This window comes from Paenibacillus sacheonensis (genome assembly GCF_009909195.1).
GTDB classification, from domain to species: domain Bacteria; phylum Bacillota; class Bacilli; order Paenibacillales; family Paenibacillaceae; genus Paenibacillus_Z; species Paenibacillus_Z sacheonensis.
In genome coordinates this window covers 40,095-64,568 of record NZ_JAAAMU010000004.1, presented here as the reverse complement: position 1 = coordinate 64,568, position 24,474 = coordinate 40,095, and the positions used below count along the sequence as shown (strand labels likewise).

Sequence of the window (24,474 nt, the reverse complement as noted above, 5' to 3'; positions counted from 1 at the left end):
GGCGGTCTTACTCGCCGTACCAATAAAACAGCCGCAGCCGCTCGGCGATGCTGCCGTTCTCGCCCTGCTGCTGATCCGCCGCTTTAAACACTTTGAGCGCATGCCCTTGCGGCACGCGATACGGATCGTCCGGCGCGATCCAAACCGCCAGCAGCCTGCAGCCGCCATACATCGAGACCGTGAAGAGGCAGAGCAGCAAGACGAATAAGAGCCGTCGCAGCCATCTGCGCACCGATACCACCATACATCAGCGTCCCCTTTCTCCGGGTAACGGACGATCGTCCGGATGCTTAGCGAATAAGCGCCCAGGTTGTCCTTTACACACCTTATGAGAGGGGAAATCGATTCATGCCTGCGAGCCGCCGGCCTGCTTGCCAGGCCGATCAACGAACGCAGCGGCTGTACGGATTCCGTTTATCGCCATTGCTAGTTTATTTTATCAAAGGATACGCTGTCCAGCATTTGCTCGACGCTGGTATACGGCAAACCGACCGCTTCGGCGACTTGGGGATGCGTTACGCGCCCTCGGAACGTATTGACGCCTTTGCGCAGCGGCTCATTGTTCGACACGGCGCCGGGCAGGCCCTTGCCCGCCAGCTCGAGCGCGTACGGCATCGTAACGTTCGTCAGCGCCAGCGTAGACGTGCGGGGCACGGCGCCGGGCATGTTCGCGACCGCATAATGAAGGACGCCGTGCTTCTCGTAAACCGGATCCTTATGCGTCGTGACGCGATCGATGGTCGCTATCGTTCCGCCTTGATCCACGGCCACGTCAACGATGACGGCGCCTTTCTTCATCGTCTTGACCATGTCCTCCGTCACGAGATGAGGCGCGCGGGCACCGGGGATCAATACGGCGCCGATGAGCAGATCCGCTTTCTTGACCGCGCTGGCAATATTGTACGAGTTGGACATCAGCGTGCGGATCCGGCCGCTGAACACTTCGTCGATGTAGCGCATCCGTTCGGCGCTGCGCTCCAGGATGACGACGCTCGCGCCCATGCCGAGCGCGATTCGCGCGGCATTCGTCCCGACGATTCCCCCGCCGAGGATAATGACTTCCGCCGGAGGCACGCCCGGCACGCCGCCGAGCAGGATGCCGCGGCCGCCGTAAAAGGCCTCCAGAAACTGCGAGCCGACTTGCACGGCCATGCGTCCCGCAACTTCGCTCATGGGCGTCAGCAGCGGCAGACTGCCGTTCGCCAGCTGGATCGTTTCGTAAGCGACGCCCGATACCTGCTTCTCTACCAGCGCCTTGGTCAGATCAGGCGCCGCCGCGAGATGCAGATACGTGAACAGCAGCAGCCCTTCGCGGAAGTAGCCGAACTCCTCGGGCAGCGGCTCTTTCACCTTCATGATCATATCCGCGCGAGCCCATACCTCTCCGGCATCAGGCAGGATCGCCGCCCCTTCGGCCGCATACGCCTCGTCCGTAAAGCTGCTTCCTTCCCCCGCCCCGCTTTGCACCACGACCTCGTGGCCGGCCGATTTCAACGTCGCCGCTCCGGCGGGAGTCAGCGCGACCCGGTACTCGCTTGCTTTGATCTCTTTCGGCACGCCAATGATCATATGCATCTCCCTCTCCTGTTCTTTTCTTTCATCATATACAGGCAGAGGACGGGTTGACAGTCCTCGCTGATACCTTTTCCTCGGCTGTCATAAAATATGTACCCTCTCAGGCGGACGCCCAAGCCCTTGTACATATGCCTCCATACACTGTAGGAACGGCTCCGCGATGTTTCACCATAGTTTGTTTATTGCCCAAAGGAGGAACAGCATTGCCAAAGGTGGAGAAGCTGCTGCTCAGCTGCTCGTCAGCCCGGCCGTCCACGCATACGACGAGGAAGCTGATCGGCTTCAAACGGCAGGATCACTATGAGAAATGCGTACGTCAACTCGAGAGCTTCGGCATCAAGCCGCTTAAGAGCATCCATCGGGGACGCGTCATCGCCTGTCACATCGACAGCCGCCGCGGCGACAAACTGAAGAAGCTCTCCCATCATCCCGACATCCGTTATGTCGAGCCCGACTATAAAGTTCACGCACACGGGTTCTTGTCCGAGGGCAGGACGAGAATCGGCTCTCGCCCGGGCATAACCTCGGGAACAGGATCAGACAAGTCCAAAAGCCGCAAATCGTCCGCGCCTTACGTAAGCCGCAAGAAGCTGCGACTGCGAACGAATAAGGCCTTCATCCATTCGGATTCCGGGAACAATCAGCCCCAGATCCCGTCAAACATTCCGTGGAACGTCAAACATGTTCAGGCCCCGAGGATATGGCCAACGACGCGGGGGAGCGCCGCCATCGGAATCATCGACACGGGCATCGGCAAGCACCCCAATCTGTACGTTACCGGCGGCATCAATACGATGGGCGGCTCCTCCTATGCGGATGACAACGGTCACGGCACCCATGTGGCCGGCATCGCTTCGGGGCTCGGCAAGAACGGCATGATTGCCGGCGTCGCTCCGCGCGCCAAGCTGTATGCCGTTAAAGCGCTGGACGCGAACGGCGCCGGCTACGTCTCCGATTTGATCAAAGGCATCGAGTGGTGCATCAAGAAGAAAATCCCGGTTATAAATATGAGCCTCGGCCTTGCGGGCGAGACCAGCTCCGCCCTGAAAGAAGCCGTTCAGCGCGCGCGGAAGAGCGGGATCATCGTCGTCGCCTCCGCGGGCAACGACGGCCCTTTTAACGAACAAGGCATCGATCAGCCGGCCCGCTATTCGGATGCCATCGCCGTTGCGGCTTCAACGCGAGGCGGCAGTATCGCCGACTACAGCAGCAGAGGCTCCGGCATCGACATAACGGCACCGGGGAGCTGCATCAAATCCACGCGGCCGGGCGGCGGCTATACGATGATGTCCGGCACCAGCATGTCGAGTCCGCATGTGGCCGGCGGAGCGGCGCTGTTGAAAACACTCCAGCCGAGTCTGACGCCCTACGCGGTCAAGAAGCGGCTGCGGGCGACGGCCAAGAAGCTGTCCAGCTACGGTACCCGTTCGCAGGGTTACGGCATGGTCCAATTTCACACGGCTTCGGGCCTGACCAGCAACGGAAGCAGAGGTTCGGGCGCAGGCGGGGACAATGAACCGGTCCAAGTCGCCCGCGCCGGCCGCAAGACCATTAAGAAGCAGAAAGTATCGTTATCCGCCCATTCGAAGCGCCGGGGGAAGTCACCGTTCGCTTCCAAGAAATAAGAGACAAAAAACTCCCTTTTACAGCGGCGCCCAGTCATGCGACTGCGCACCCTGCGGAAGGGAGTTACTGTTGTTCCGGTTGATCCGGCTTGGCAATATTGTTCTTCAGCCTGCAATTCTTGCAAACGCCTTGGAAATCCAGTCGATGATCGACGACCATGAAGCCATATTCCCGCTCTAGCCGTTCTTCGAGCGGCCCGAGCCAATCTTCTAATATTTCGCTCATCGTGCCGCACTGCACGCAGATGAGGTGATGGTGATGATGTTTGTTGTTATCGGTCCGCAGGTCATACCGCGCTACCCCGTCCCCGAAATTCATCTTCTCCACGACATGCAGCTCGCTTAGGAGCTCCAGCGTGCGATACACAGTTGCAAGCCCGATCTCGGGCGCTATATCTTTCACCAGCATGAACACGTCTTCGGCGCTCAGATGGTCCTCTTCGTTCTCTAACAGCACGCGAACCGTAGCTTCCCGCTGCGGAGTAAGCTTGTACCCCTGCGACTGCAGCTGCTGCTTGATTTTATCAATCCGGGATTTCATGGCTTTCCCCCTCGCAACTCGACTTACCGCCGGAACCGGTTTGGTTTCAGCTATAATTATAGGTGCTGTTATCGAGGAAAGTCAATTTTTTTTAGAATGATTCCAATCCGGGCGCAGCGCCGTCTACAAGCGGGGCGGCCCATCTCAGCAAGATCGGCGTCAAATACGACTCTATCAGCGCGGCGGCAATCAATAGGACCAGCATAACGGCTGCCGTCGCCGTAAACGTCAGCAGCGGCCGGCCAAGCGATCCGAAGCGGCCGAGGAATCGGCTTTTGACGACATGCGCGGCGAAAGTGACGGCGGCTACGCTCGCGATCAAAAAGGCCGGCACGGCGATCAGATTGACGGGTGCCACGGAAGCCAAGGAGAACACCAGCCCTTTCCATGCGAATTCCCGCACCAGCATGCCGATGGCGAACCCGACCAGCACGCCCTTCAAGAAATCAAGCGCCAGCACGAACGGCATGCCCACGACGGTCAGGCCGAGCACCCAGACGAGCAGCAGCCATTTGGCCTGGAACCAAGCCCGGTCCGCGAACGTATCGCTTCCCTGCTGCAGCGTGCCGTTCTGGATATGCAAAATAAACTGCTGCACGTCGTCCGACAAATCCTGCTGCTGACCCAGCGTGAGCGCATTGATCATCAGCGCGCCGAATACGACGCCGACGACGAAGAGCACGAAAACAAACACGTACAGCGACAGTTGATCCTTCGCGGACGATTGAAGCGCGGATGTTCGCATGGCACACTCCTCCAACACAGGTTGGTACAGTGTATGTCCAAGCTGCCTCCGCTATGACGCCGGAACGGCAAACGACGCTATTGGCGAGGCGCGACCTTGCCGTATTTGCCTCCGCCTCCGGTTTGAAGCGCAAGCGTGCCGAGGCGGGCCGAAGCAATCATGGCGGCCGCCGCTTCCCCCGCCGTCTCGGCGATCGCCTCGGCGGGGACATCGTGAAGAATGGACATCTCCGTGCCGAATTGATCCAGCAGCTTGTCCAGCGTCTTGCGCCCGATGCCGGGCACGAACTCCAACGGCACCTGATACACGTACCGCGGCCGATTATCCGGCACGAACGGCGTTTGCCGCCCGGCTTGTTCCCCGAGCTCCATGATCCGGTCCAGTACGCCCCGCACCTGCTTCGGGCTGCCGCACTGGACGCATCGTTCCTGATCCTCGGCTTCGGCGAGCGAACCGCAGCTCAAGCAATACGTGCGATGGTATTTGCCAAGTACGGGATTCAGCCCGTAGTTGGCCGTAATCTCCCTGCCGTCGGCGCCTCTCAGCGCGAGCGAAAGCTCCTTGAAGGACGGTTCCGCCAGTCGCAGCTCATTATATTCGCGGCCGATCTTCGCCAGCGAGTGCGCGTCCGAGTTCGTCACGAACGGCAAGCCGTCCAAGTCCGGAATATACCCGGCCATCCGGCTGTCCGAGCTTAATCCCAGCTCGACGGCATCGACCATGCCGGGGTCCAGCGTGTCGCCCAGGCGGTCAGAACAGCTGCCGAACAAGCTTCTATGCGGCGTGAAGATATGGGCGGGTATGAACAGTCCTCCCCTGCCCTTGACCTCCGCCTGGAGCTCGCGTGCCGGCGCGTAGAGCCGCTGGGAGCTAAGCTGCACATTGCGCATATGCTTCGCCAGCCAACCCGTGAAATCCCGCATGGCCGCGAAGTCCGGCAAATAAGCCAGATGATGCGCGATTCCGAAACCGGCGTCCTTCACTTCGATCTCGGCGCCAAGCAGAATCACGGTGTCCCGGTAGCGGATGCCGCCACCGGCCTCCTCCGTCATTTCGCCGCGCGTCAGCAGCTCCTCGATGTCCCGCTGCACGCCCGGTGAATGGCAGTCGATTACGCCGAGCAGGCTGATTCCTTTACGCACCGCGGCTTCATGGGCGATATTGCGGAAGGTCAGATCGCGGCTGCCGCTGATCTTAACCGGCTCGCCCCTCTCCGTGCGCCCGATATGCAGGTGAAGATCGGCGAACACCCGCGCCGGCGCGATTTCTCTCTCGGCCTTCGCTTTATCGGCCTTCGCTTTATCGGCCATCGCTTTATCGGCCATCGCTTTATCGGCCATCGCTTTAGATCTCTCCCGTCAGGCGATAGGCCTGCCAGGCGTAGACCGCGAGCACCGTCTTCGCGTCGCTGATCCGTTCTTCCGCGATATACTGCCGTGCCTGCTCGAACGTAATGGCTTCCACGGCCAGGAATTCGTCTTCGTCCGGCGCGCTTTCCCCTTTCGTCAGCTCCTCCGCGATATAGAGATACAGCTTCTCGTCGGCAAAGCCCGGCGACGTATAGAATGCGCTGAGAGGACGAAGCTTGCCCGCGCGGTAGCCTGTCTCTTCTTCCAGCTCGCGCGCAGCGGCTTCCATGGGATCTTCGCCGGCATCCAGCTTGCCTGCCGGGATTTCGATTTGAAATTTCTCCATCGGCTTCCGATACTGCTCCACGACCAGCATCTTGCCGTCGATCAGCGCCAGCACCGCCGCGGCGCCGGGATGACGGACGATTTCGCGCGTCGCCGTCGAGCCGTTCGGAAGCATGACCGTGTCTACTTGCAGCGAAATGATTTTACCTTGAAAAATCGGTTCCGTCTTAACGGTTATTTCTTGATACGCATCGGTTTTTTCCAGCATCCGCGATTCTCTCCCTTTTGTGCAGCTTCATCTGCTTCTTGCAGCAGAATGCTGCATGTCCAACCTCCGGTCGTACACGCAAACCAATCTGCTTGGCATAGCTCGTCCCGCTCCTGCATAACCTCTATCATAACGGTAACTTAGAAGGGGCGCGGGTATAATGAAACAATATATCGATAACGGCCAATTGATCCTTGTGGGCAAAGCGTGGGAAATTCGCCATCAGCTGAAGCTGCTCGGCAAGCCTGCTTTGAAGTCGGGAACGGCACATTCCGCGCAGACGCTGCGAGAATATACGCGGCAAGCGGTTTCGCACTGAATGCCGCAACTCCATCCATCGTCCATAAACAAGGGGCAGCTCGAAGCGTAGAAGAACTCTACCGCCTCTCGGGTGCCCCTTTCTGATGTGCCTGCTGTTTGCTTCGGTTTACTTCGCTTGCCGTTCTGCCGTCAACGCGATGATCGCCACGACGAGCTCGGCGACTTTCACCAGATCGGCCGCTTTGATCTGCTCGTTCTTCGTATGAATGTGCTCGTAACCGACGGCGAGATTGGCGGTCGGCACGCCGAAGCCGTTAAAGATATTCGCGTCGCTGCCGCCGCCGGAATGGAACGTCCGCGGTACGGCGCCGATTCTCGCGATTGCTTCTTTGGCAAGCTCCACCACCGGCGCATCGTCGTTGTGATTGAAAGCGGGATAGGCCAGTCTGCTCTCGAACTCCGCTTTCGCGCCGAACGATTGGGTTACGGACTCCACGGCTTCCCGCATTGCCTCGATCTGCTTCTCCAGCTTCTCATTCACGATGCTGCGCGCCTCGGAATCGAGCTTGACGTAATCGCAGACAATGTTCGTTGCGCCGCCTCCCTCGAACCGGCCAATGTTCGCGGTCGTCTCATGGTCGACGCGGCCAAGCGGCATTTTGGCTACCGCCTTGCTTGCCACTTGAATCGCGCTGATCCCGTCTTCCGGATTCACGCCGGCATGCGCGGACTTGCCGTAAATCTTGATCGTGATTTTGGCTTGAGCCGGCGCAGCGACCGCAATCGCGCCGATCTCGCCGTTGGAATCCAGCGCATAGCCGTACTCCGCTTCCAGCTTCGACGGGTCCAGAGCCGCGGCTCCGACGAGACCGCTCTCTTCTCCGACCGTGATGATGAATTGCACCGCGCCATGCGGGAGATTGTTTTCCTTCAGCACGCGCACGGCTTCGAACATGGCCGCAAGTCCTGCTTTGTCGTCGCTGCCGAGAATCGTCGTGCCGTCGCTGCGTATGTAGCCGTCCTCGTCAAGGCGCGGCTGAATGCCGTTGCCAGGCGTAACGGTATCCATATGTGATGTAAAGTAGATCGTCGGCGCCCGTTCCGCACCGTTGGCCTCCAGCTTCACGATCAAGTTCCCCGCGCCATGGCCCGTAATCGCCGCGGCGCCGTCCTCTTCGACCGTCAATCCGAGCGCGGTGAATTTCTTCGTCAGCACGTCGCAAATGTTCCGCTCGTTCTTCGTCTCGCTGTCCACGCGGACAAGCGCCATGAATTCCTCGATTAACCGGTTCCGGTCGATCATCGGCTTCCCTCCGTCCATCGTTATCGTTTACAATAGGGACAAGATTATTTTGCACGAAAGGAGCTTCCTCCCATGCGTCGCAATGCCATGATGAAAGTTTTTATTTGGGTCTTGATTGCTTCCATGCTTATTTCCACGCTGCTGATCGGAGTCGGCTGGATGCTGGAATAAGGCTACAGTCCCTCCCGATGCTCCACCGCGCAGCCGAACTGGCGGCAGAAGTAAGGCAGCAGCTCTGCCGCTGCCTGTTCTACCGTTAGATGTATGCCGGTCACATCCGCAAAAGACGTCACTGCGTATTCCTGGATGCCGCACGGAATAATGCCCCGGAAGCCGTCCTGCGCGATGCCGGCCTTCACGTTCAGCGCGAAGCCGTGACTCGTTATGAATCCGCGGCGGGTTCTGGCTTTATTGAACTTCACGCCAATCGCCGCGATCTTCATGTTGCCCACCCATACCCCCGTATACTCCGGCTTTCTTCCGCCTTTGATGCCGTACGAGTCCAGCCAATCGATAATGACCTGCTCCAGATCCCGAAGGTACTGATGCAGATCCAAGTTCATGCTGTCCAGGTAAAGCAGCGGGTAGCCGACGAGTTGGCCGGGTCCGTGGTACGTAATGTCGCCGCCGCGGTCGATTTGGAACACGCCGATGCCGCGCTCCGCGAGCTCTTCCTCGGAATAGAGCAAATGCTCGGGATGCTTCTGGGAGCCGACCGTGTACGTCGGCGGATGCTGAAGAAGGAGCAGCGATTCGCGCCGCTCCTCCTTATCGATCCCTTTGACGTACGCTTTCTGCAGCTCCCAAGCTTCGGCATATCCGATCATCGGCGTATAGTGCACATCGATCGCCCTTATGTTCGTTGTCACTGCTTGTTCGCCTCGTTTCAGTACAGCTTCGTCTCTAGCGTGAAGCCTTCCAGGTTTTCTTTTACCCGCTGCAGGAACCGGCCGCAAATGACGCCGTCAAGTATCCGGTGGTCCAACGACAAGCAAATGTTCGCCATGGAACGGACCGCGATCATGTCGTTGATGACCACGGGGCGCTTGACGATGGATTCGAACGTCACGATCGCCGCCTGCGGGTAATTGATAATGGGATAAGACAATATGGATCCGAACGAGCCGGTGTTGTTGACCGTGAACGTACCGCCGTCCATGTCCGCCAGCGTCAGCTTGCCTTCGCGCGTCTTGCGTGCGAGATCTTCGATTTCGCGGGCAAGTCCGGCGATGTTCTTCTGGTCCGCGTTCTTGATGACCGGCACCTTTACCGCGTCTTCCGTGCCGACGGCCAGGCCGATATGAATATCCCGCTTCACGATGATCTTGTCGACGGCCCAAACGGAGTTCATGATCGGGAAATCCTTGATCGCATTGACGACCGCCTTCACCCAGAAAGCCAGATAAGTGAGGTTAACGCCTTCGCGCTTCATGAAATCTTCCTTCAGCTTGTTACGCAGCGTGACGAGGTTCGTCACGTCGACCTCCATCATCATCCAGGCATGCGGAATTTCCGTCACGCTTTGGCGCATATTGCGCGCGATGGCATTGCGCACCGGCGTTACGTCGATGAAATATTCGCTGCGCCCCGGCAGCTGCTGTCCTTCGATTTCGACCTTCGGAATGCGCGGCGACTCCGACAAGTGAAGTCCGGTGGAACGGACAGGCTCCTTGGAATTCATCGCCGGCATGCCCGTTGCAGAAGGCGAAGCCGCTCCGGAGGAAGCCGGCTTGGCGCTGCGGCTGGATTCAACGTAGGCCAGCACGTCTTTGCGCGTGATGCGACCGCCGAGCCCCGTGCCGTTCACATACGACAGGTTAACGTTATGCTGCACGGCAAGCTGCTGCACGGCAGGCGAGAAGCGATGGCGCATGCTGTCGTCGCCGTCTCCCTGCGTCTGACCCGCCGCGCCCTGCATGCGTACGGCCGCGCGCTCGCCGCTGCCTGCACCTGGCGATGCGGCCGCGAATGCCGCCCCCGCTGCGCCTCCCGCCGAAGGAGCGTGAGAAGCGTCTTCGACGCCCTCTTCCTCGAATTCAATGAGACAGACCGGCGTACCGACAGGTACCGTCTCGCCGGCTCCGACCAATATTTTGATCATCGTTCCTTGAATGGTTGAAGGGAGCTCCGCGTTTACTTTATCCGTCAAGATTTCGCAGATTGGCTCGTACATGTCGATGACGTCGCCTGGCTGCTTCAGCCATCGGTCAATTGTCGCGGAAACAAGTGATTCAGCGAGCTGCGGCATGACGATTTCCGTCACTTTTTTCATTCCGACCAACTCCTAAACATTATACTGCTAGCGAAGCATAAGGCACGCAAACGCTCTTACCGGCTTATCTAAGCGGGCCGTACGTCGAATCAAAAAACAGCCAAACGCTTCATAGCTTCTTTCACTTTATCTTTGTTCAGCATGAAGAATTTCTCGCCGGGCGGATTGATCGGCATGGCCGGAACGTCTGGACCGCACAGCCGCATGACCGGCGCATCCAGTTCGTAGAGCATCTCTTCGGCGATGATCGCGGCTACCTCGCCGCCGATGCCGCCGAACTTATTGTCCTCATGCACGATCAGCACTTTACCGGTACGGCGCGCAGCCTCCAGTACCCCGTCCTTGTCCAGCGGCTGCAGGGTACGCAGATCCAGCACATGCGCATGAATGCCTTCTTCTTCGAGCTCCGCGGCGGCTTCCATAATGAAGTGCAGCGGCAGGCTGTAGCTGATGACCGTAATGTCGTCGCCTTCGCGAAGCACGTTCGACTTGCCGATCGGAACGATGTAATCGCCCTCCGGAACATCGCCGTTCACGAGCTTGTAGCATTTCTTGTTCTCGAAGTACAGCACGGGATCCGGGTCGCGCACGGCCGCTTTCAGCAGGCCCTTCGCGTCGTAAGCCGTGTAAGGCGCCACGATCTTCAGGCCAGGAGTACCGAAGAAGACCGACTCCGGAGACTGGGAATGGTACAGGCCGCCGAAGATGCCGCCGCCCATCGGCGCCCGCACGACGAGCGGACAATTCCAGTCGTTATTGGAACGATAGCGGATTTTGGCCGCCTCGCTAATAATTTGATTCGTGGCCGGGAACATAAAATCGGAGTATTGCATCTCCGCGATCGGCTTCATGCCGTACATCGCAGCGCCGATGGCCGCCCCGACGATAGCGGATTCCGCAAGCGGCGTATCCATGACGCGCTCTTCGCCGAACTGGTCGATAAGACCCTTGGTCGTCGTGAACACGCCGCCTTTGTAGCCGACATCCTCGCCGAGCACGAAGACGTCCTCGTCGCGCTCCATTTCTTCCTTCATCGCCAGACGAATAGCATCGATATAATCCATTTTCGGCATATCAGCGTCCCCCCCTGCCGGCATCGTCGCCATCGTAGACATGGTAGAGAATGTCTTCCGGCTCCGGGAACGGCGCTTTGTCGCCGAAGCTCGTCGCGTCGTCCAGCGCAGCCTTAATCTCTTGCAGCATGGAAGCCTCGAGCTCTTCGTTCCAAATGCCGCATTCGACCAGGTACGCCTTGAATTTCGGAATGCCGTCCTTGTCGCGGTTCGCGTCGACTTCTTCCTTCGTACGATACGCGAGGTCTTCATCCGACGTGGAGTGCGGCGACAGCCTGTACATGACGGCTTCGACCAAGGTCGGACCTTCGCCTCGAACGGCGCGCTCGCGCGCTTCTTTCATGACGCGGTACACTTCGAGCGGATCGTTCCCGTCGACGGCAACGCCAGGGAATCCGTAACCGAGCGCACGGTCGGCTATCCGGCCGGCCACCTGCTTATGCAGCGGAACCGAGATGGCGTACTGGTTGTTCTCGCACATGAAGATCACCGGGAGCTTGTGTACGCCTGCCATATTCGCGCCTTCATGGAAGTCGCCTTGATTGCTGGAACCGTCGCCGAACGTGACGAACGTGACGAATTCCTTCCGCTTCATCTTGGCCGCGAGCGCGAAGCCTACGGCATGCGGCACCTGGGTCGTCACGGGACTTGACCCCGTCACGATGCGCAGGCGCTTGGAGCCGAAGTGACCGGGCATTTGCCGGCCGCCGCTGTTGGGATCGTCGATCTTGGAGAAGAGGCAGAGCATCAGCTCGCGCAGCGTCATGCCGACCGAGAGTACGAACGCGTAATCGCGGTAATAGGGCAGGTAGTAATCTTGATTGCGGTCGAGCGCGAATGCCGCGCCGACTTGGGCGGCTTCTTGACCGATACCGGAGACGTGAAATTTAATTTTACCTGCGCGCTGGAGCAGCAGACAGCGTTCGTCGTAACGGCGCGCAGTAACCATCAGTTTGTACATTTCCAGCACTTGTTCATCCGTAAGCCCAAGGGAAGCATGCTTCGTTTGCCCTACGGCGGATTCGGATTGCGACATGAGGATTACCCTCCTTTTAGCTGCTATTATAACCAGGTACTAAGACTTGCCTATACCCATTATAACCGACTTATTCGGAAAAGGAAATGCTGCCTGAAATTGCCGGGCTGGCTTCTTTCGGGCCGCTGATCAGAACGCCAGCGACTTGCCCTCGAGCGCCAGCATCGCTTCTCCCAGCACCTCGGACAGCGTCGGATGCGGATGGATAACCTGGGAGACTTCCCACGGCGTAGCGTTCAGCAGCATGGCCAGTGACGCTTCCGACAGCAGATCGGTCGCATGCGGTCCGACGATATGAACGCCAAGCACGTCCATCGTCTTCGCGTCCGCGATTACTTTGGCGAAGCCTTCCGCCTCCCCGATCACATGCGCTTTGCCGATCGCCTGGAACGGAACTTTCCCGACCTTGACCGCATGTCCCTTCTTGCTGGCCTCGTCTTCCGTTAACCCGATGGACGCGATTTCCGGTTTGGAATAGATCGCCCGCGGGATGCGCGAATGATCAGGCGCCTGTTCCTTGCTGCCGAGGATATGATCCACCGCGACCAATGCTTCATGCGCCGCGGCATGGGCCAGCTGCAATCCGCCGTTCACGTCGCCGACGGCATAGATATGCGATTCGTTCGTTTGGAAATAAGCATTGACTTTAATCGCGCCCTGTTCGATCCGTACATCCGTATTTTCGAGGCCGATGTTTTCGGTATTCCCCTGCCGCCCGACGGATACGAGAAGACGCTCCGCGCTTAGAATGACGGGTCCGTCTGCCGTGTCCGCCGTAATGGATGCTTGTCCGTTGTTATAGGCATACGTATCCAGCTTCAATTGGATGCTCGTCAATATGCGCACCCCTCTGCGCCGCAATTGCTTCGTCAATTCGGCAGATGCCTCCGGGTCTTCGCCGGGAAGCAGACGCGAAGCAGACTCCGCGAGCGTGACCTCGATGCCGAAATCGATCAGCATGGAAGCCCATTCCACGCCGATGACTCCGCCGCCGATAATCAAAATGGACTTCGGCAGTCGGTCCATCTCGAGCGCTTCGTCGCTGGACATGATTTGCCCGGCCGTCGGCTCCAGTCCTTTGAGCACGCGCGGACGCGAGCCCGTGGCGATGATCAGATGTGCCGGTACGACCGTATCCATGTCTCCGTCCGGGAATTCGACCGCGACGCTCCCGCTCTTCGGCGAGAAGATCGATGGTCCGATGACCGTGCCGCTCCCCTGCAGGACCGTAATATCATGCTTGCGCATCAAATACTGCAAGCCTTTATACAAATTCTCGACTGTGCTCTCCTTGCGCTGCTGCACCTTCGCAAAATCCAGCGTTACCGCTCCGTCCACCAGGACGCCGTACGTATCCGCTTTGCGCAGTGTCGCGAACACTTCCGCGCTGCGAAGCAGCGCCTTGCTTGGGATGCACCCTTTATGTAAACAAGTTCCGCCGAGCTTATCTTTCTCCACGATTACGACTTTCTTCCCGGCCTGCGCCGCTCGGATTGCCGCTGTATATCCGGCAATGCCTCCGCCGATGATGGCAATATCGCACCCAATCGTCATGGTCGATCTCCTCTCCATTCCTAAAGCTGGTCCATTCCTATTGTACCTTTTTTCGAAGCCGGGGAAAACATCGCCGCTTTCGAAATGGACAGTCCCGCGCAGAAAAGGTATGATGGTTACCGTATAAGCGCATTCTTTGCCAGGCTGTCAGGGGGAACAATCACGTTATGAAGCAGGTTTTCATTCGATTCATTGCGGTGCTGCTGCTCGTCATTCCGGGGCTCGGCGCCACTTACGGATTTCTGCTTATGAAAGACGCCATTTTCCACTACTTCGCTTCCTTCGGGGACGATGCCTCCGTGCATAACTTCGAATGGTGGCGCTTCATTGCCGGACTCGTGCTCTTCTTGATCGGCGTCGGGTTTATCGGCGGCTGGACGTTCTTCCGCGATCGCAAACGCAATTACGTCGCGCCTCGGTACCGCAAGAAACGGCCGCGGCCGCCACGGCCGCAGGCTTAAACCTTGCCGCGGCGCGGCGCGGGGCAGCGCAGGGAACACGGCAGCGCAGCATCACAACAACCAAAAGGCAGGCTCACCTCGATGGTGAGCCTGCCTTTTGGTTTTACGTTTGTGATCTGCGTTATGCGATTTGCGTTTTACGTTTACGATTCACGTTTTACGTTTTTCGTTTTGAGTTTTGCGTTTTGGCTGAAAACCGATTACGCCGGCTGGATGACCTTATCGACGATCCCGTAAGCGACGGCGTCCGCCGCGCTCATGAAACGGTCGCGATCGGAGTCCTTCTCGATTTGTTCGACCGACTGCCCGGTATGATGCGCCAGCAAGCCGTTGATTTTCTCGCGCGTCTTTAAGATCCAGTGCGCGTGAATCTGAATATCCGACGCCTGGCCTCTCGCCCCGCCAAGCGGTTGGTGAATCATCACTTCGCTGTTCGGAAGCACGAATCGTTTGCCCTTCGCGCCTCCCGCCAGCAGAATCGCTCCGAAGCTCGCGGCAAAGCCCGTGCAGATCGTCGACACGTCCGGCTTGATGAACTGCATCGTATCGAAGATGGAGAATCCCGCCGTAACGGAGCCTCCCGGGCTGTTAATGTACAATTGGATATCTTTCTCCGGATCATCGGCGGCCAGGAACAACAGCTGCGCCACGATCGCGTTCGCCATGTGATCCTCGATTTCCCCGCTGACCATGACGATCCGATCCTTGAGCAGCCGCGAATAGATATCGTAGCTTCGCTCGCCCCGGTTGGTAGATTCAATGACATAAGGCGTTAAATTCATCGCGTAATCCTCCTCGTTCGCATTATGCAGCAAAACACATGCTGATGGACGAGGAGCCGGTACCCGCAGCGGCAAATCGCTGGCCGAGCCGGTTCAGCTGGCCGATCGCTTGAACGGTATCGATGCGTTGATCTTCGGCATTGGCGAGCACGATCAAAGCTTGCGGATCGCCTGCCCGCACGGCGTTGACATAGGCTTGAAGCAATGCGGCATTCTCCGCCGGCATTCCGGCCGAATCCGTATTCGGCTTGCCGAAGCCCGCGCGTTGAATAAGCTTGTCGACCGCCGACCTCGCCCTGTGAAGCGCCGCTTTGACCGCGCCTTCGGACGTTGACAGCTTGGCGGCCGTTTCGGCATTTTTGAAACCGAACAGTTCCTTCAGCAGAAAGACCGTCCGCTGCAGCGGGGACAAATGCCGAATCAGCAATTGAAGCATCTCTTCCATTTCGGGCGATTCTTCGTACAGGCGGTTGAGTACCTTTTCGTTCGCTTGCAAGGCTTCCAGCATACGGCCTGCGCGCTGCTTGCGCCGGGATTGATCCACCGCGATGTTCTTCGCCGTCCGCATGAGATACGCCGTCGGATTGGGATGCGCGAGCGCGCCGTTCATGACCGGCAGCGCCCGCAGGCAGGTTTCCTGCACCAGATCCTCCGCGTCCCAGGTCGAACGCGTCAGCGACAAACAGTACCGGTAGAGCACGAACCGCATTTCTTCGACTGCCGCCGGCTTTGGATTCGTCATTCGATGAGCACCTCCTCATCCATGTGGTTTGCTTTCACTTTGTAAACGAACGGCCCCGTTAAAAGGATACGCAGCCGATGCTTATATTACGAAAGAATTCGACTCCGATGCTTCCGCTCCTCTCGATTTTCGGAAAAAGAGGCCCGCGGCCGAGAACAGCAGAAAAGCCGTGCCCAGAATGATGAAGGGGCTGCTCGCCGCAATATTGTGCATGCTGTAACCGCCTATGCTGGGGCCGAGCAGGCTGCCGATGCTGAAGTGAATCGAAGCGATGACGTTGGCGGACGGCAGCACGTTCTTCGGCAGAAGATCCGCCGCATAGGCCAGACCGAGCGAGAAGAACGATCCGACCAGTCCGCCGATCAGCGTCAGCAGCACGAACAACCAAGCGACCTTATCCTCGGCTAGCGGGACGGCAAAGAACAACAGGGCGGCCGAGAACGCGCAGAACGTCAGCACGCTCTTGCGTCCGAGGCGGTCGCTCAAGCTGCCCAGCGGGAACATGACCAGCAAACTGCCGACGCCGAGCGAAGGCAGCAGCAGCGAGATCTCCGCTTCGCTTAGATGAACCCGCAAGCCATAGAGCGGGAAATTACTGTTCATCGTCGACTCCAGCAAGCCGTATAAGACCGCAGGCAGCAGCGCAAACCAAGCAACCTTGTACGTAAACGCAAACCGGTTGCCTTTCACCGCGGCCGACTGCGCCGCTTCGGGATATTCCGGCTTCAACTTCAGTACGAACATTGCGACGATCGTGAACAACAACGCATTAAGAGCGAAGGGAATCCAATCGCCCAGATTCGTCAAATTAATGCCGATCGGCCCTAAGCTGAAGCCGAGGCCGTAAGCCATTCCGTACAAGGAAATAAACCGGCCGCGCCGCTCCGGCGGGCTGCTGCTCACGATCCACAGCTGCGTGCAATAGTGAAGCGCGCTGTCGCCGATGCCGACAACGATGCGCAGAATGAACCATACCCACAAGGCCGAGCAGATCGGAAATAGCGTCGTAGCTGCTCCGGCAAGCACGATGCCTGCCAAGATCCCGGTCTTGTAGCCCAACTTCCGCACCGGCTTCTCGATAAAAAACATCATGCCGAACGTGCCGATATATAGCGCCATGGAATTCAATCCGTTCAAATCGGAGGCAATGCCGCGGTGATCCAGCATGATGGCCAGCAGCGGCAGGAGCAGCCCTTGATTGAACCCGGCAATGAGTGTCACGGATAACAAAATCGTCAGTCGCGTCCAAGAAGGAGCCTTCGTGCGGGTCGTCGTTGTCGTCAAAATAATTTCCTCCCGTTAATCAAAACAGATGAAACGCCAGCTCCCATGGCGGCACGGAAGTTGGCGTTTCATTCCAAGCGAAATGAAGTTTTGGTCGTCCATTCTTGCTGCGTCTTCGATCTCTGCTATCGTATACAGTAGCATCTCTGCTGCCTTCGAACAAGAGCATGGATCAAATTGGTCCGTTCAAGCGGCTGGCCGCGTGATGCTGAAAAAGACGACCTCAAGCTTTAACCGCTTGAAGCCGCCTACGCGGCAAATGCCAACGCGCTATTGAACCGACTGCCGAATCAGCTGAATCGTCTTGCGCGCGCCTTCGATCTCGTTGCCGTCGGCAGGCACGCTTTCGACGCCCCAAGTGCCTTGGAATCCGTTCTCCAGCATGAGCTTGCAGAAGGCGGGCACGTTCTGCGTCAGCTCCTGCCCATCCTCCGTGAAATGGAACGATTTGATGTGCGTGGCCGCTGCGTATTTCGCGCACTTCAACCAGCCTTCCGCCTGCTTCCCATGCGCCCAATTCCATGAATCCAGCAGCAAGCCCAGCCCCGGAACCGCTTCGAGAAGCCGAATCGTATTGTCGGGAAGAACGGTCGGACCCCAGTGATTTTCCACGAGTACCTGAATGCCGGCATTGCGGGCATGTTCGATGACATCCTTATAGCCTTCCACGATAATGCCGAACACTTCTTCGGACCACTGCTGCGGTCCGCCGGCATCGATACGAACCGAGGTTGCTCCGAGCTGCTCCGCGATGGCGATCCAACGATAGGCGCGCTGCCGGTTGCTTGTTCGGGCTTCTTCGGATGCCTCGTAAATATGCGCCCCGTCTACGGCGATACAGCCGAACGGCAATCCCGCTTCGTCGGCGGCGAGCTTGACGCGTGCCAGAAACTCGTCGTCCACGGCCTTCAGATGCTGGGATTGGCCGGGGTTGGCCCCGGCGTGCAGCGCATCCGCGCCGTCGTTCAACTGGGCTAGATGCGCGTTCCAAGGATCGAGCTGCGTGCATCCGAGTTGCTTGCAATCCTGAATATATTGGAAAATATCCTGCTGTCCCGCCGCTAACATCCGGTGAAAACTGAACGAACAAATACTGATTTTCATTGCTATCCCTCCCGTCCTTACGTTACCTATTCCATTTGCGCGGCTCGGTTTCCTCCGTCCGGCAAACAAATGATATGGATCACCTGGCAGCGAATCCACCAGCCCGGCGGCCTCCGACAAAAAAAGGCAACCGGTTCTTATCGACCGGCTGCCTGGTGCCTCATCATTCGTGTAACGTCTATTCGGACCAGTTTTCTCTGATAAACCGATCGCGGCCGGACTGTTCGCGGTCTTCCTTGTAATGTTTCGGATTCTTCTTATGGTAGTCTTGATGATATTCCTCGGCTTCGTAGAACGTCGACGCCGGCAAAATTTTCGTTACGATCGGTTTATCGAATCGGCCGCTTGCCTCCAGGGCTTGTTTCGACCGAAGGGCCGCCGCCAATTGCTGCTCGTCGTGATAGAAGATCGCGGCCGCATATTGCGTTCCCCGATCCTGGAATTGCCCGAATGCATCCGTGGGATCGATTTGCGGCCAATAGAGCTCCAACAGCTTTTCGTAAGGGAATCGCTCGGGGTCAAAGGTAATCTGCACCGCTTCGAGATGACCTGTCTCGCCTGTTTTGACCTCTTCGTACGTGGGGTTTTCCTTCGAACCCCCCGTATACCCGGATACGATGCCCTCGATACCGGGCAGATCTTCGAACGGCGTAACCATACACCAGAAACAACCGCCGGCAAACGTCGCTTTTTGCATGTGCTCATTCCTCCTCCATGAAACCTAGCCAGATGCCGCTCACCAGAAATAGTACCACATATCCGGATGCAATCCTACGCTGGTCGCCTGAATAAAGCCCCTGCAATGCGGCGCAATATGAATTTCTCTTATCGGCTCCCTCTACGCTCCTTCGCCTAACCCCGCTCCTTGATTTCGTGCCTGTATGTCATGCAGAGACTTGTAAACGCCGCCCAGCGCCAATAATTGATCATGCGTCCCTTGCTCGGCGATCTTCCCTTGATCGATGACGCAAATGACATCCGCGTGTCTGATCGTGGACAGCCGATGGGCGACGGCGATCGTCGTTCTTCCTGCCATCAATCGTTGGAGCCCCTGGTGAACGGCTAGCTCCGATTCCGCGTCCAAGGACGCCGTTGCCTCATCCAACAGCAAGACCGGCGCATCCTTCAAGATTGCTCTGGCGATTGCGATCCGCTGCTTTTGCCCGCCGGACAGCCTTGCGCCTCTGTCGCCCACCCTTGTCTCGTATCCGTCCGGCTGCTCCATAATGAACGGATGCGCATGCGCCGCGCGGGCTGCCGCCTCGACTTCTTCTATCGTGGCGTCCATTCGCCCATACCGGATATTTTCCGCGATCGTCCCGTCGAACAAGTAGGACTCCTGCGGTACGTAAGCGATACGGTCCCTAAATTCGGATAGCGTATACTCCGCCATTCCTTTGCCTTGCAGGCGGATCTCGCCCTGCCGAAGCGGGTAGAAGCCGAGCAGCAGCTTGAGCAGCGTGCTTTTTCCGCCTCCGCTTGGGCCTACGAGCGCAACGACCTGCCCTTGATGAACATTGAATTGTATGGCATCGAGCGACCGCTCTTCTTCGGCATAGCCGAACGTTCCGTTGCAAAGCTCCATAATCCCGTTTGATGGATCATAGTCAACGGGATCCGCAGGGCATGCATAGCGGGACGGCTCTTCTTCCGAATCGAGCAATTCGAACACGCGAGCGGCGCCTGCCAAGGAAGCCTGCATGTCGACCCATAACGAGCCCAGCATGCGGAAGAGGTTCGTCACTTCCGCCAATAGCAGAATCAGCGACAGCATCGTCCCGAGCGTCATATAGCCGTTGATCATCATGATCGAGCCGGCTATGAACACGCCGCCGTTATTGATCCACATGAGCCCGTAATTCGCGCTACTGAGAGAAGCATTTTTGGCCGAACGTTTGACCGACAGCGCGGTCATTTGGTCGTTGGAAGACATGTACCGCCTCAACAGCCGGTTCGACATTTGGAACATACGAATGACCTGCGTCCCCGCGATGCTTTCCGTCAACATTTCCAGCTGCTTGCCGGTCAACGCTTGTATATCCGTGCTTATGCGGCGGATCGGCCTCGCAAATCGTGTATTCACATAGGTAATGAAGAAACCAAGCAGGATCATCGCGAGCGCAAATCGCCAGTCCAGCAGAAACATGAATACGGCTGCATATCCTCCAGTCATAATCATCGCGATAAGCGATCGGATGCTTCCGTTAAACGCCTGCTCCACGACGCCCAGATCATTCGTCATCCGGGACATGCTTTCTCCGCTGTGCGTGTTCTCGAAGTACCCCATCGGGAGCTTTCCCACATGTTCGAACAACCGCAGCCGCAGATCGGCCATGACCTTCTTTACCGCTTTGCCGAACATATAGCTGAAGACTGGCAGCAGCAGGCAAAGTATCGCGGTTACGCCCGCGAACAGGAAGCTCACTTTCCAAACAGCCTTCATATCGTGGTTCGTAATGGCATCCAGTACGAATTTAATCAGCATCGGCAGGACGAGGGGTACGAGCGCCTCGATGAGACATACGCCTGCTAAGTTCAACCCAATAGGAAGTTTTTCGCGAATGGATGCACCCGAACAAGCGTCGAAGCTCCATAAGACTTTGATTCGCCATCCGCTACGCCTCCTTGCTTTCCATCAAGGAATCCGCGCCGTCAGCTTGCTGCTGGATCAGTTGATGGTTGTACAAACGCTTATACACACCGTCTCTCATGAGCAGTTCGGCGTGCGTGCCTCTCTCCGCGATCGCGCCATTATCGAGCACGAGCACTTCATCCGCATCGATGATCGTCGATAGCCGGTGCGCGATGACCAGCACGGATTTACCTTTCATGCTGCGGTTAATCGCATCTTGAACGAGCATCTCCGATTCCGTATCCAGCGCGGATGTCGCCTCGTCCAAGAGAAGAATAGGCGCATCCTTCAAGATCGCCCTCGCAATCGATATCCGCTGCCTTTGGCCGCCCGACAGCTTCACGCCCCGTTCGCCGACGAGCGTATCATAACCGGCCGGAAGGGATTGAATGTACACATGGATGTTCGCCGATTGAGCAGCTCGTTCCACATCCAATCTCGTGAAGCCGGTATCCCCGCAGCTGATGTTGTCCGCGATCGTTCCGGAGAATAGAAATGTATCCTGCGACACGAGCGCGACCTTCGAGCGTGCATGCGAGAGCTCCCATGACGACAACGGCTCATCGAACATTTTCAAGCTCCCGCTTTGTTGCGCGTAGTAACCGGCAATCAGCTTAAATAATGTCGATTTCCCGGAACCGCTCGCTCCGACCACGGCTGTCTTCTTCCCTTGTTCCAGCACGAAACTAACCCCATTCAACAATTGTTTCTGTCCGTCGTAAGAGAACGATACCTGCTCGAACGCCAATGCCGGTACCCCTGACGACAGCTCCGGATGCATCGTGCCGGTCCGTTCGGCATCGAGGTCAAGGACGGCGAATAAATGCTCGGCAACGCCGATCGTTACCTTGTAATTGCTGATCCCGTTCGGCAGCGCGCTGAGTCCCTGAACGAGGTAACTCAGCAGCAGCGCAAATGCGACCAAGCCCCCTCCCGTAAATAAACCTTGCGTCACCAAATAAGCGCCAAATAAGAAAAACGCGAGAAACGGCGCCAGTTGGACAAATACGCTCACCGAACCCATTAGCGCATTTCGCTTCTCGATTCGCAGGGCATCGGCGAGCATTTGATCAAGCGAGGCAGTGAACTTTCGCAGCAAGACTGGAAGCAGATTGTTGGATTTGACGACGTGGATGCCGTTGATCGTATCTTGAGCGACATGGTTCGTTCGCGCGATGCTTTGTTGAAGCCGGGAGGAATAACTATTTAGCGGCTTGCCGATGGCGTTGGTGAAGAGCGCCGCGAGCGGAAGCATAACGATGCAGAACAACGTGAGGGGGACATTCATAAATAACATCAGGGTTAGGCTGACACCGATTCGGATGAGATGAAACAGAAGGGCCGCCAGGTCGCCGCTTAAGAAATTTTCAATCGTCGTAATACTGGCGGTCATCCGAGTATTCAACTCCCCGGAGTGATGCGTATCCAGATAAGAGACGGGCAGACGATCGATCTGATTTGCGAGGGAGTTCTTCATATCCCGCGCAGCATAAGCGCTATAACGTCCCGCAGCGTAGGTGTCGAAGTAATGGACTGCGAGGCCGATCATAACCGACGCGAACATATAAACGATTGATTTTATAACGTCCGGACGATCTCCCGCCAGCGAGGCATTGACCAATATATTCAAAATGTAAACTAGAAAAATGTCATTCCCTGCATTTAACGTCGTACTGAGTAATTTAATCCCCACCCAAAACCGGTAAGGTTGTACATAAGAGAACAGTTTGCGCCGTGCGGAAGATGCGGAAAAGGGAATGGCATTCACTTTCGTCACTCCTCCGTCGACTCGGGTTTATTGAGGATGCCTTCCTTGGCCAGAAGCAGATCAAACATTTCGATGACCATCCGTTCCGCTTCACCGATATCCAACTGGAACGTGTTGATGTTGATCATCGTACCGATGCCGACGATATAAATGGAAAGCTTTAAGAACAACTGCTCGATCGTTCGACTGTCGAGTCCGAGCAGCCGTTCGTCGACTTGCACGAGTGCGGTCATGAGTTCTTCTCGAAGTTTGTTTCGATTGGCTTTCAAGTAATAATTCTTTTGCTCCGTCAAGAAAACCATCTTGAACAGGTTCTTCTCGTTATGCGCCAACAGGAGAATACCGTTTGTTAAATTCATGGCGCTCGAATTATTCGCATCTTCATACGACTTGATCCGGTTCAATGTCTCGTCGATTGCAACACCGTAAAGCGCTTCTTTTAACGCGTCCATATTCTCGTACAGACTATATATGGGCTGCGTGGAACATTTCAGTCTGCCGGCGATGCTTCTTGCCGTCACGGCATCAAGCCCTTCTTCTTGCACGATGGCGAATGCGGCGGCAAGGATCAATTCCTTCGATAGCTCGGATTTAGGGGGCAAGTAATCGTCTCCTATTCATTGATAACATACGTTATATAACAATCGTTATATAACGTATGTTATATGGAAGGCGATGGAAAGTCAATCGATATTTTAAAACGCAACAAAAAACCGCTTTATGCCGGTTGTTTGGACAACCAGAGCATAAAGCGGCGTAATGATTAACGTGCTTTTGCTTTGTTTAATAAAGAATAGAATCTATCTTCAGCTTACTTTATGTTCGATTCTCAGCTTATCCGCCACCATGGCAATAAATTCGCTGTTGGTCGGTTTTGATTTGCTGATGTTGATCGTGTAACCGAAGAGATGCGAGATGCTGTCGATGTTACCGCGCGTCCAGGCCACTTCGATTGCATGACGGATCGCGCGTTCGACGCGGGATGGCGTTGTTTTGAATTTTTCGGCAATTGCCGGATAGAGCGTTTTCGTTATTGCACCCAAAATCTCAATATTGTTGTACACCATCGTAATCGCTTCGCGCAAATATTGATACCCTTTGATATGAGCCGGCACACCGATTTCGTGAATAATGCTCGTAATATTCGCGTCTAAATTTTTGCCTTTCGCAATCGGCACCACATTGGATTTGTTCATTCCCATCGAAGAACCCGTGCTCATATAAGTCGAAGATGAGGAAATCACGGTTGGATTCCCGACGAGCTGGCGAATCCGGTTGGCAAGAATTTCCATGTCGAAAGGCTTTAATATGTAGTAAGAGGCTCCGAGTTGAACAGCCTTTTGAGTAATATTCTCTTGACCGAACGCAGTCAACATGATGATTTTCGGCATAGAAGGTAAATTCATTTCACGCAAGCGTTCCAGAACGCCCAAACCATCCAGATGAGGCATAATGATATCCAAGATCAAAATATCCGGACGCGTTTCTTCCAGCAGCCGCAGTACTTCTTCTCCGTTATAGGCGACTCCTGTTACTTCCATATCGTTTTGTTCCGAAATGTACTCAGAAAGCAGTGTCGTAAATTCACGGTTGTCATCAGCCAACAATACTTCAATTCTTTGCAAGGTAAAATCCTCCTTAGACTTTATCGCGTCTGTAATGGTTGTGACGCAGTATCTTTACGTTTATCCTGCTTACTAAAACATTTTCGACAGGTGCGTTTAAATTCCTTCTGTCGAATAATATTTTTCTTTATTTTTAATTCAATGTGCTTTATAATGAATAATTTATTACATGATCCGGTCTCTTTCGTT

Annotated in this window: 25 protein-coding genes; 4 read left to right on the top strand and 21 right to left on the bottom strand. The window is 56.4% G+C overall.

Annotated features, from left to right (window positions below; all coding sequences use genetic code 11):
* Positions 1-7: 7 nt before the first annotated feature.
* Positions 8-244 carry a DUF4227 family protein gene (locus GT003_RS08240; RefSeq protein WP_161696368.1) on the bottom strand — a complete coding sequence of 79 codons (237 nt, stop codon included), beginning with the start codon at positions 242-244 and terminating at the stop codon, positions 8-10.
* Positions 245-426: 182 nt separating this feature from the next.
* A complete protein-coding gene (gene ald, locus GT003_RS08235; RefSeq protein WP_161697261.1) occupies positions 427-1,569 on the bottom strand; it encodes an alanine dehydrogenase in 1,143 nt (380 codons plus the stop codon).
* Between the two features lie 218 nt (positions 1,570-1,787).
* On the opposite strand from ald, the gene GT003_RS08230 reads away from it, so the two are divergent.
* Positions 1,788-3,200: a S8 family peptidase gene (locus GT003_RS08230; protein ID WP_338045887.1), complete on the top strand. Its 1,413-nt coding sequence runs from the start codon at positions 1,788-1,790 to the stop codon at positions 3,198-3,200.
* A 64-nt stretch (positions 3,201-3,264) separates the two neighbouring features.
* Here GT003_RS08230 and fur read toward each other — a convergent pair whose 3' ends face one another.
* The 4 genes from fur to GT003_RS08210 form a co-directional block, all read right to left on the bottom strand.
* On the bottom strand, positions 3,265-3,741 hold the full coding sequence (gene fur / locus GT003_RS08225) for a ferric iron uptake transcriptional regulator (protein ID WP_161696364.1): 477 nt from the start codon (positions 3,739-3,741) through the stop codon (positions 3,265-3,267).
* 91 nt (positions 3,742-3,832) lie between these two features.
* A complete protein-coding gene (gene spoIIM, locus GT003_RS08220) occupies positions 3,833-4,486 on the bottom strand; it encodes a stage II sporulation protein M (RefSeq protein WP_161696362.1) in 654 nt (217 codons plus the stop codon).
* A gap of 77 nt (positions 4,487-4,563) precedes the next feature.
* Positions 4,564-5,826: an endonuclease Q family protein gene (locus GT003_RS08215; protein WP_239565728.1), complete on the bottom strand. Its 1,263-nt coding sequence runs from the start codon at positions 5,824-5,826 to the stop codon at positions 4,564-4,566.
* A 4-nt stretch (positions 5,827-5,830) separates the two neighbouring features.
* Entirely contained in the window at positions 5,831-6,388 is a 558-nt protein-coding gene (locus tag GT003_RS08210; protein ID WP_161696360.1) for an NUDIX domain-containing protein, read from the bottom strand.
* Positions 6,389-6,548: 160 nt separating this feature from the next.
* Here GT003_RS08210 and mciZ point away from each other — a divergent pair, with 160 nt between their 5' ends.
* Complete coding sequence (gene mciZ, locus GT003_RS08205) at positions 6,549-6,707, top strand: Z-ring formation inhibitor MciZ (RefSeq protein ID WP_161696358.1); 159 nt, start codon at positions 6,549-6,551, stop codon at positions 6,705-6,707.
* 108 nt (positions 6,708-6,815) lie between these two features.
* On the opposite strand, the gene GT003_RS08200 is transcribed toward mciZ, so the two are convergent.
* Positions 6,816-7,952, bottom strand: a complete 1,137-nt coding sequence (locus GT003_RS08200; RefSeq protein ID WP_161696356.1) for a M20/M25/M40 family metallo-hydrolase — start codon at positions 7,950-7,952, stop codon at positions 6,816-6,818.
* A 72-nt stretch (positions 7,953-8,024) separates the two neighbouring features.
* On the opposite strand from GT003_RS08200, the gene prli42 reads away from it, so the two are divergent.
* On the top strand, positions 8,025-8,123 hold the full coding sequence (gene prli42, locus GT003_RS08195; RefSeq protein ID WP_161696354.1) for a stressosome-associated protein Prli42: 99 nt from the start codon (positions 8,025-8,027) through the stop codon (positions 8,121-8,123).
* Positions 8,124-8,125: 2 nt separating this feature from the next.
* Here the strand turns inward: prli42 and lipB are convergent, their stop codons facing one another.
* The 5 genes from lipB to lpdA all read right to left on the bottom strand — a co-directional run bounded on the left by lipB (position 8,126) and on the right by lpdA (position 13,887).
* The gene (gene lipB / locus GT003_RS08190) at positions 8,126-8,821 is read right to left on the bottom strand and encodes a lipoyl(octanoyl) transferase LipB (protein WP_161696352.1); all 696 of its coding nucleotides are present in this window, start codon (positions 8,819-8,821) and stop codon (positions 8,126-8,128) included.
* A 17-nt stretch (positions 8,822-8,838) separates the two neighbouring features.
* Positions 8,839-10,224: a dihydrolipoamide acetyltransferase family protein gene (locus GT003_RS08185; RefSeq protein WP_204798884.1), complete on the bottom strand. Its 1,386-nt coding sequence runs from the start codon at positions 10,222-10,224 to the stop codon at positions 8,839-8,841.
* A gap of 89 nt (positions 10,225-10,313) precedes the next feature.
* A complete protein-coding gene (locus GT003_RS08180) occupies positions 10,314-11,297 on the bottom strand; it encodes an alpha-ketoacid dehydrogenase subunit beta (RefSeq protein ID WP_161696349.1) in 984 nt (327 codons plus the stop codon).
* A gap of 1 nt (position 11,298) precedes the next feature.
* Positions 11,299-12,333 (bottom strand): thiamine pyrophosphate-dependent dehydrogenase E1 component subunit alpha, encoded by a 1,035-nt coding sequence (locus GT003_RS08175; protein WP_161696347.1) that lies wholly within the window; start codon positions 12,331-12,333, stop codon positions 11,299-11,301.
* Positions 12,334-12,462: 129 nt separating this feature from the next.
* Entirely contained in the window at positions 12,463-13,887 is a 1,425-nt protein-coding gene (gene lpdA, locus GT003_RS08170; protein WP_161696345.1) for a dihydrolipoyl dehydrogenase, read from the bottom strand.
* Positions 13,888-14,054: 167 nt separating this feature from the next.
* Here lpdA and GT003_RS08165 point away from each other — a divergent pair, with 167 nt between their 5' ends.
* Positions 14,055-14,348, top strand: a complete 294-nt coding sequence (locus GT003_RS08165) for a DUF2627 domain-containing protein (protein ID WP_161696343.1) — start codon at positions 14,055-14,057, stop codon at positions 14,346-14,348.
* Between the two features lie 200 nt (positions 14,349-14,548).
* On the opposite strand, the gene clpP is transcribed toward GT003_RS08165, so the two are convergent.
* The 9 genes from clpP to spo0A form a co-directional block, all read right to left on the bottom strand.
* Entirely contained in the window at positions 14,549-15,160 is a 612-nt protein-coding gene (gene clpP, locus GT003_RS08160) for an ATP-dependent Clp endopeptidase proteolytic subunit ClpP (protein ID WP_275589147.1), read from the bottom strand.
* On the bottom strand, positions 15,153-15,872 hold the full coding sequence (locus GT003_RS08155) for an RNA polymerase sigma factor (RefSeq protein WP_161696339.1): 720 nt from the start codon (positions 15,870-15,872) through the stop codon (positions 15,153-15,155). The genes clpP and GT003_RS08155 overlap by 8 nt, the downstream gene beginning before the upstream one ends.
* 81 nt (positions 15,873-15,953) lie before the next feature.
* Positions 15,954-17,156 carry an MFS transporter gene (locus tag GT003_RS08150; protein WP_204798883.1) on the bottom strand — a complete coding sequence of 401 codons (1,203 nt, stop codon included), beginning with the start codon at positions 17,154-17,156 and terminating at the stop codon, positions 15,954-15,956.
* Between the two features lie 270 nt (positions 17,157-17,426).
* The gene (locus GT003_RS08145) at positions 17,427-18,260 is read right to left on the bottom strand and encodes a sugar phosphate isomerase/epimerase family protein (RefSeq protein ID WP_161696336.1); all 834 of its coding nucleotides are present in this window, start codon (positions 18,258-18,260) and stop codon (positions 17,427-17,429) included.
* 178 nt (positions 18,261-18,438) lie between these two features.
* Entirely contained in the window at positions 18,439-18,957 is a 519-nt protein-coding gene (msrA, locus tag GT003_RS08140) for a peptide-methionine (S)-S-oxide reductase MsrA (RefSeq protein ID WP_161696334.1), read from the bottom strand.
* A 141-nt stretch (positions 18,958-19,098) separates the two neighbouring features.
* Positions 19,099-20,799, bottom strand: a complete 1,701-nt coding sequence (locus GT003_RS08135; protein WP_161696332.1) for an ABC transporter ATP-binding protein — start codon at positions 20,797-20,799, stop codon at positions 19,099-19,101.
* A 76-nt stretch (positions 20,800-20,875) separates the two neighbouring features.
* Positions 20,876-22,585, bottom strand: coding sequence for an ABC transporter ATP-binding protein (locus tag GT003_RS08130; RefSeq protein WP_338045886.1), 1,710 nt, complete (start codon positions 22,583-22,585; stop codon positions 20,876-20,878).
* 80 nt (positions 22,586-22,665) lie between these two features.
* A complete protein-coding gene (locus GT003_RS08125) occupies positions 22,666-23,262 on the bottom strand; it encodes a TetR/AcrR family transcriptional regulator (RefSeq protein ID WP_161696328.1) in 597 nt (198 codons plus the stop codon).
* A gap of 204 nt (positions 23,263-23,466) precedes the next feature.
* On the bottom strand, positions 23,467-24,285 hold the full coding sequence (gene spo0A / locus GT003_RS08120) for a sporulation transcription factor Spo0A (protein ID WP_161696326.1): 819 nt from the start codon (positions 24,283-24,285) through the stop codon (positions 23,467-23,469).
* Positions 24,286-24,474: the final 189 nt, after the last annotated feature.